Origin of the sequence: Azospirillum sp. TSH20 (assembly GCF_003115935.1) — a bacterium.
Taxonomy (GTDB): domain Bacteria; phylum Pseudomonadota; class Alphaproteobacteria; order Azospirillales; family Azospirillaceae; genus Azospirillum.
In genome coordinates this window covers 1-5,700 of record NZ_LGQU01000166.1, presented here as the reverse complement: position 1 = coordinate 5,700, position 5,700 = coordinate 1, and the positions used below count along the sequence as shown (strand labels likewise).

Below are 5,700 nucleotides of genomic sequence, written 5' to 3'. Positions count from 1 at the left end.
CGCCCTGGAAGCGCACCACCACATCGGCCCGGCTGGACAGCCAGTCGACGATCTTGCCCTTGCCCTCGTCGCCCCACTGGGCGCCGACCACCGCAACGTTGGCCATCTCTCGTCTCCGCAAAACTTCAAAAGGAACCGCTCAACCGCCCGATCCACCGCAGGGTACCATCCGCGCGGCGTGGGGGTCCGTTCACCCTGAACCCAACTCGCTTGAACTCAAGTCACTTGAACCCAGGGTCATCCGACCGGCTTGACGTCCCCGCCGGCCAGCCAATGGCCGCACTGGAGCCGTTTGGCTTCCGCGGCCGCATCGGCCACCGGGGCGAGCCCGGCGACCGTCACCCATCCGTCGGCCCGCAGCTTGCGCGCCGTCTCCCAACCGCTGCCATGCGGCACATACACCCGGCCAGGGGCCTTGGCCGCCGGAACCGCGCGTAGAAGCGTGTCCATGTAGAGCGTGAAGCCGGTCGCCGGCTCCCCGCGGTCCTCGCCCTGGGCGCCGGCGCGGTAGCGTCCGCCCTGGCCCAACTCCCCCGCCGCGCGGGAGAACAGCGTGAAGCTGAGTCCGGTCTGGTATTCGAAGCCGCGATGCTCCACCAGATCGATGGTCACCGTCAGATCGGGCATCGCCGCGCGCAGCAGGGCCAGCGTGTCGGTCAGCCGGCGGCGGTCCTTCTCGGCGCCCTCCGGCAGCGGCAGGGCGGCCAGCGCCTGCATGGCGCGGTCGGCGGGACCGGAGGCGCTCATCAGCGTTTCGAGCAGCTTGGCCGCCGGGCCGCCGACCGCGGCCACCGCGGCGGAGTCCTTGCGGTCAAGCGCGGCGCGCAGCTGGCGGATTTCATCCTCGCCCAGACCCAGCCCGGCGCAGATGCGCGAGACCATGGTCGGCACGCAGAGGTCGACCGACAGGTGCGGCACGCCGATGGCGGTCAGCGCCTGGACGGCCAGCAGGACGACCTCGGCGTCGGCCTCCGCCTCCAGCGCGCCGATCAGCTCGACGCCGACCTGGGTGAACTGGCGTTCGGGGCGCAACTGCGATCCCTTCACCCGCAACACCTGCCCGGCGTAGCACAGGCGCAGCGGCCGGGCCTCGTTCTTCAGGCGGGAGGTGGCGATGCGGGCGATCTGCGGGGTGATGTCGGCGCGGACCGCCATCATGCGCTGCGAATGCGGGTCCATCAGCCGGAAGGTCTGCTTGGACATCGCCGCGCCGGGGCCGGAGAGCAGATTCTCTTCGAACTCCACCAGGGGCGGATCGACGCGGCGGTAACCCTGCGCGGCGAATTCCGCCAGCAGGCGTTCGACGGCGGCCGCCTCATGCGCCGCTTCGGACGGCAGCACGTCGTGCAGTCCGGCGGGAAGCAGGGCGGAGCTCAGTGCGTCGGCGGGCATGACCAGCGTGTCTCGTTGCAGGCAGGGACAGGGATGCCGCGGCGAATGTCGGGCACACGGGGCGGGCTAATACCCGACACCCGCGCCGCATGCAAACGGAAAAGCCCCGCACGGTGGCGGTATCTCCCCTGCGCGGGCCTTGCGTGGGCGAATCCGTCGCAGGCGGATGGGCAGAAAAGCTGAGGGCGCGGGGTCTCCCTCTCCCGGGGCGGGAGAGGGCGCTGGTGGCAACCGGACTTCAGCCTGCGTCGGCCGGACCGGCGTCTTCGTCGGGTGGGAGCGGCAGGTCGATGTCCGAAGCGGCGGGGGACACCACGGCGAAGCTGCTGCCGTCGTTCTTCGGGCGCAGCACGGTCAGCGGCGAGCCGACCACCAGGAAATGGATGATCTCGGCGATGTTGGTGGCGTGGTCGCCGATCCGCTCCAGGTTCTTCGCCATGAACAGCAGATGCGTGCAGGGCGTGATGTTGCGCGGATCCTCCATCATATAGGTCAGGACCTCGCGGAACAGGCTGGTGTAGAGGTCGTCCAGTTCCTCGTCGCGTTCCCAGGCGGCGATGGCCTTGTCGACGTCGCGCTCGATGTAGGCGTCGAGCACCTCCTTCAGGATCGCCTCGACCAGCCGGCCCATGCGCGGGATGCCGGCCGCCGGCCGCACCACCGGCACCTGGGCCAGCGCCAGCGACCGCTTGGCGATGTTGGCGGCATAGTCGCCGATCCGCTCCAGGTCGGCGGAGACCTTCAGGGCGGAGACGATCTCGCGCAGGTCCTGCGCCATCGGCTGGCGCAGGGCCAGCAGCCGCACCGCCTCGGCATCGATGTCGCGTTCGTAGGCGTCGAGCCGGGCATCGGCCTGCATCACCTGCGAGGCGAGCCCGACGTCGCGGCGGGTCACCGCCTTCACCGCCGCTTCGACCTGCGCCTCCGCCACGCCGCCCATCTGGGTGATGAGGTTGGACAGGCGCTGCAATTCCTGCGCGAAGGAGCGGACGATGTGTTCGGTGCCCATGTTCGGTCGCGACGCTCCAATGATGTCCGGTCTGTCCGCCACAGCCCGCAGGGCCACCACGCGCCGGACGTGTATATTAGCCTGTGGTCATGACGCCGGTGTGGCGGGTTTATTTCACTTCCTTGACAATCCTGTGTCACCTGGACGGTCGGTCTTTACTGGCGCTATCGCTGTGACCCTGGCTGCCGGCGACGTATTGGATTTGAAGTAACTCGGTAACTTCGCTAAAGGGTACGGAGCCGTATTGAAACCGTCCGCATGGGGTAAATCCCCCTGCACTGACCGGGAGGCCGTTTCCCATGTCCGTCGCGTTCCAGATGCCTGTCCTTCGGATGCCCGGCCGCGCCATCGCCGCAGGGTCCCTGCTTCTGCTGGCTGCGTCGCCGCTGGCGCTTGCCGCCGATCCGGCACCGGCCGCAGGCGCTCCCACCGCATTGGTTGAGGATGTGTCGGATGGCGTCGACGGCGTGCAGCCGATGGATTATCTGGCTGCCGGCCGAAGCGTGGCGCTGAAGGCCGGGCAGACGCTGACGCTGAGCTATCTGGAATCCTGTGTGAACGAGACGATCACCGGCGGTTCGGTGACGGTCGGCGCCCGCGAGTCGGCGGTGGAGGGCGGCAGCATCGACCGCCACACGCTGCCCTGCGACGGCGGCAAGCTGCTGCTGGCCTCCAACGAGGCGGGCAAGGCGGGGGTGACCGTCTTCCGCAGCGCGCCCATCGCCCTGCCGGGCATGAAGGCGCCGCTGCCGAAGCCGGACCTGACCCTGTTCAAGACCCATCCGGTGCTGATCCTGTCGGCTCCCGGCCCGGTCACCATCGACCGGCTGGACGTGCAGGGCATCGCGCTGACCACGGTCAATGTCCCCGGCACCACGCTGGACACCGCCAAGAAGGGCAGCGGGCTGGAGGCGGGCGGCCTCTACAAGGTTTCCGCCGGGCAGAAGTCCTTCATCGTGAAGATCGACGAGAAGGCCGCGGCCGGCGGCGGTCCGGCGCTCGGCCGCCTGATCCGCTTCTGAGCGGCGGGCACGACCGTTGAAGAGGATGAGGCTGCCCCGGCGCGTCCGGCTGGTCCTGCTCGGCGCGGTGGCGCCGGTCGTGGCATCATTTCTGGTGCTGGCCGCCTCGTCCTCGTTGCAGGGGCCGTCGATCGACAGCCTCTATTGGCTGCGGGAACGGCTGCATGGCTCACGGCCGGCGCCCGACCCGTCGCCGGTGGTGGTGGTCGGCATCGACGAGGAGACCTACCGCCGCCCGCCTTTCGCCGGCACGCCGCAGGCGCTGTGGGGGCCGCGGCTGGGCACCGTGCTTGGCGCTATGCTGGACGGCGGGGCGGCGGCCATTGGCCTCGACCTCGTCCACCCGACCTCGGTCGAGACGCTGATCCCCGGATTCGAGCGCGATTACCTGCTGACCCTGCGCCGCGGCGGCAAGGAGGGGCGGCTGGTGCTGGCCAAGGTGCAGCATCAGAGCGATCCGCTGATGCCCTACCGCGGCTATATGATCGCCGCCGGGGTCAACAATGTCCGCTCGGTCAATCTGGTCGAGGATGCCGACGGCGTGCTGCGCCGCATTCCGCTGACGCTGACGGTGGCCGGTCCCGACGGCAAGCCGAAGGCCGAGCCGGGTATGGCGGTGGAGGTGGCGTCGCGGGCGCTGAAGGCGCCGCTGGAATGGGGAGCCGACGGCTCCGCCACCCTGGCCGGCTACCGGATTCCGGGCGGGGAGGGCAACCGGCTGCTGGTCAACCATGCGACCGCGCCCGGCGCCATCCCGACCTACTCGCTGGCCGACCTGTATGCCTGCGCGGAGGCCGGCAAGACCGACTTCTTCGCCAGCCACTTCAAGGGCAAGGCGGTGATGGTCGGCACGGTGCTGGACGTGGAGGACCGCAAGCTCTCCTCCAACCGCTGGGTCACCAAGCCGGAAGGGGTCAATCTTCCCGAACGCTGCGCCCTGCCGGTGATGAGCGAGCTGTATGTCGCCGGCCGCACCCGCGACAGCATTCCCGGCGTCTACATCCATGCCGCCGCCATTTCCAACCTGATGGCGCACGATGCGCTGGCGGAGGCCGGCCGGCCGGCCTCCGTGGCCCTGGTCCTGCTGCTGGCCGGACTGGCCGCCCTGGTGACGCTGGCGACCCGGCCGCCGGTGGCGGCATTCGGCCTGCTCCTACTGCTGGCTGGGTGGAGCGGCGTGGCGGTGGAGGCCTTCCAGGGCGGGCTGGTCCTACCGTATCTGCAGGCGGCATTGGCGGCGCTGCTGGTCTTCCCGCTGGCGCTGGGTCTGCGCTTCGCCGTTCTGGACCGCGACCAGCGGCACATCCGCAACGCCTTCAAGCTCTATCTGCCGGGGTCGCTGATCGACGACATGATCGCTTCGGGCCAGTCGCCCTGCCTGGGCGGGGAGGAGCGCGACCTGTCGATCCTGTTCTGCGACATCGCCGGCTTCACCAAGATGTCGGAGGGGATGGAGCCGGAAGCCCTTGTCGCCGTGCTGAACCGCTATTTCACCGTGATGACCGACATCATCGAGGCGCATGGCGGCTTCGTCGACAAATACATCGGAGACGCCGTTCTGGCGGTGTTCGGCGCTCCTTATGCCATCGACAACCATGCCCGCGCCGCGGTGGCGGCCGCCCTGGCGATGCGTCAGGCGATGGCGGACGACCCGACCCTGCTGGCGACGGCCAGCGGGCGCGGCTCCAACCGCATCGGCATCGCCACCGGCCCGGCGCTGATCGGCAACATCGGCTCCCCCCGCCGCTTCAACTACACGGTGATGGGCGACACGGTGAATCTGGCCTCGCGGCTGGAGGGCGCCAACAAATACTACAACACCGTCCTGATGGTCAGCGGCGAGACCATGCGCCACCATGGCGACCCGGAGGCCTTCCGCGCGCTCGACATCGTGCAGGTCGTCGGCCGCAGCGAACCGGTCGAGGTGTTCGAGCCGCTGTCCGACGCCCGCCGCGCCGATCCGGAGGACCGCGCCCAGCGCGCCGCCTACGCCGCCGCCCTCGATGACTGGCGCGCCGGGCGGTTCGAGGCCGCCGCCGCCGGCTTCGGCGTGCTGGCCGCCGGCGACGGTGCCGCCCTGGCGATGCTGCACAAGGCGGAAAAGCGCATCGGCCGGGCGCCCGAGCCGGACTGGGCCGGCGTCACCGCCCTCACCGACAAATAGCCGGACGACGATAAGCCGTGTCCCGAACCGCCATGCCCACTCCCGTGCCCCGACGCCTGCATCGGCTCGCCCGCCTGTCCGCCCTGCTGCTGGCGGGGGCCCCCCGTCCCTTT

5 protein-coding genes are annotated in these 5,700 nt (G+C 69.9%); 2 read left to right on the top strand and 3 right to left on the bottom strand.

The features are described 5' to 3' along the window. The 3 genes from TSH20_RS32640 to phoU form a co-directional block, all read right to left on the bottom strand. Nucleotides 1-106: adenylosuccinate synthetase (locus tag TSH20_RS32640; RefSeq protein ID WP_146207506.1), on the bottom strand; the 106-nt coding region annotated here is incomplete at its 3' end. Nucleotides 107-237: 131 nt separating this feature from the next. Beyond that, nucleotides 238-1,392, bottom strand: a complete 1,155-nt coding sequence (locus tag TSH20_RS32635) for an ATP phosphoribosyltransferase regulatory subunit (RefSeq protein WP_109157804.1) — start codon at nucleotides 1,390-1,392, stop codon at nucleotides 238-240. A gap of 238 nt (nucleotides 1,393-1,630) precedes the next feature. Beyond that, nucleotides 1,631-2,401 carry a phosphate signaling complex protein PhoU gene (phoU, locus tag TSH20_RS32630; protein ID WP_109157805.1) on the bottom strand — a complete coding sequence of 257 codons (771 nt, stop codon included), beginning with the start codon at nucleotides 2,399-2,401 and terminating at the stop codon, nucleotides 1,631-1,633. 299 nt (nucleotides 2,402-2,700) lie between these two features. Here phoU and TSH20_RS32625 point away from each other — a divergent pair, with 299 nt between their 5' ends. Together TSH20_RS32625 and TSH20_RS32620 are read left to right on the top strand one after the other, a co-directional pair. Then, nucleotides 2,701-3,423 carry a hypothetical protein gene (locus TSH20_RS32625; RefSeq protein ID WP_109157806.1) on the top strand — a complete coding sequence of 241 codons (723 nt, stop codon included), beginning with the start codon at nucleotides 2,701-2,703 and terminating at the stop codon, nucleotides 3,421-3,423. A gap of 25 nt (nucleotides 3,424-3,448) precedes the next feature. Then, a complete protein-coding gene (locus tag TSH20_RS32620) occupies nucleotides 3,449-5,587 on the top strand; it encodes an adenylate/guanylate cyclase domain-containing protein (RefSeq protein ID WP_109157807.1) in 2,139 nt (712 codons plus the stop codon). Nucleotides 5,588-5,700 lie beyond the last annotated feature (113 nt).

Bases quoted from the DNA above. Each gene is read 5' to 3' on its own strand.
- TSH20_RS32635 (WP_109157804.1), bottom strand. From the start codon at position 1,392: ATGCCCGCCGACGCACTGAGCTCCGCCCTGCTTCCCGCCGGACTGCAC.
- phoU (WP_109157805.1), bottom strand. From the start codon at position 2,401: ATGGGCACCGAACACATCGTCCGCTCCTTCGCGCAGGAATTGCAGCGC.
- TSH20_RS32625 (WP_109157806.1), top strand. From the start codon at position 2,701: ATGTCCGTCGCGTTCCAGATGCCTGTCCTTCGGATGCCCGGCCGCGCC.
- TSH20_RS32620 (WP_109157807.1), top strand. From the start codon at position 3,449: ATGAGGCTGCCCCGGCGCGTCCGGCTGGTCCTGCTCGGCGCGGTGGCG.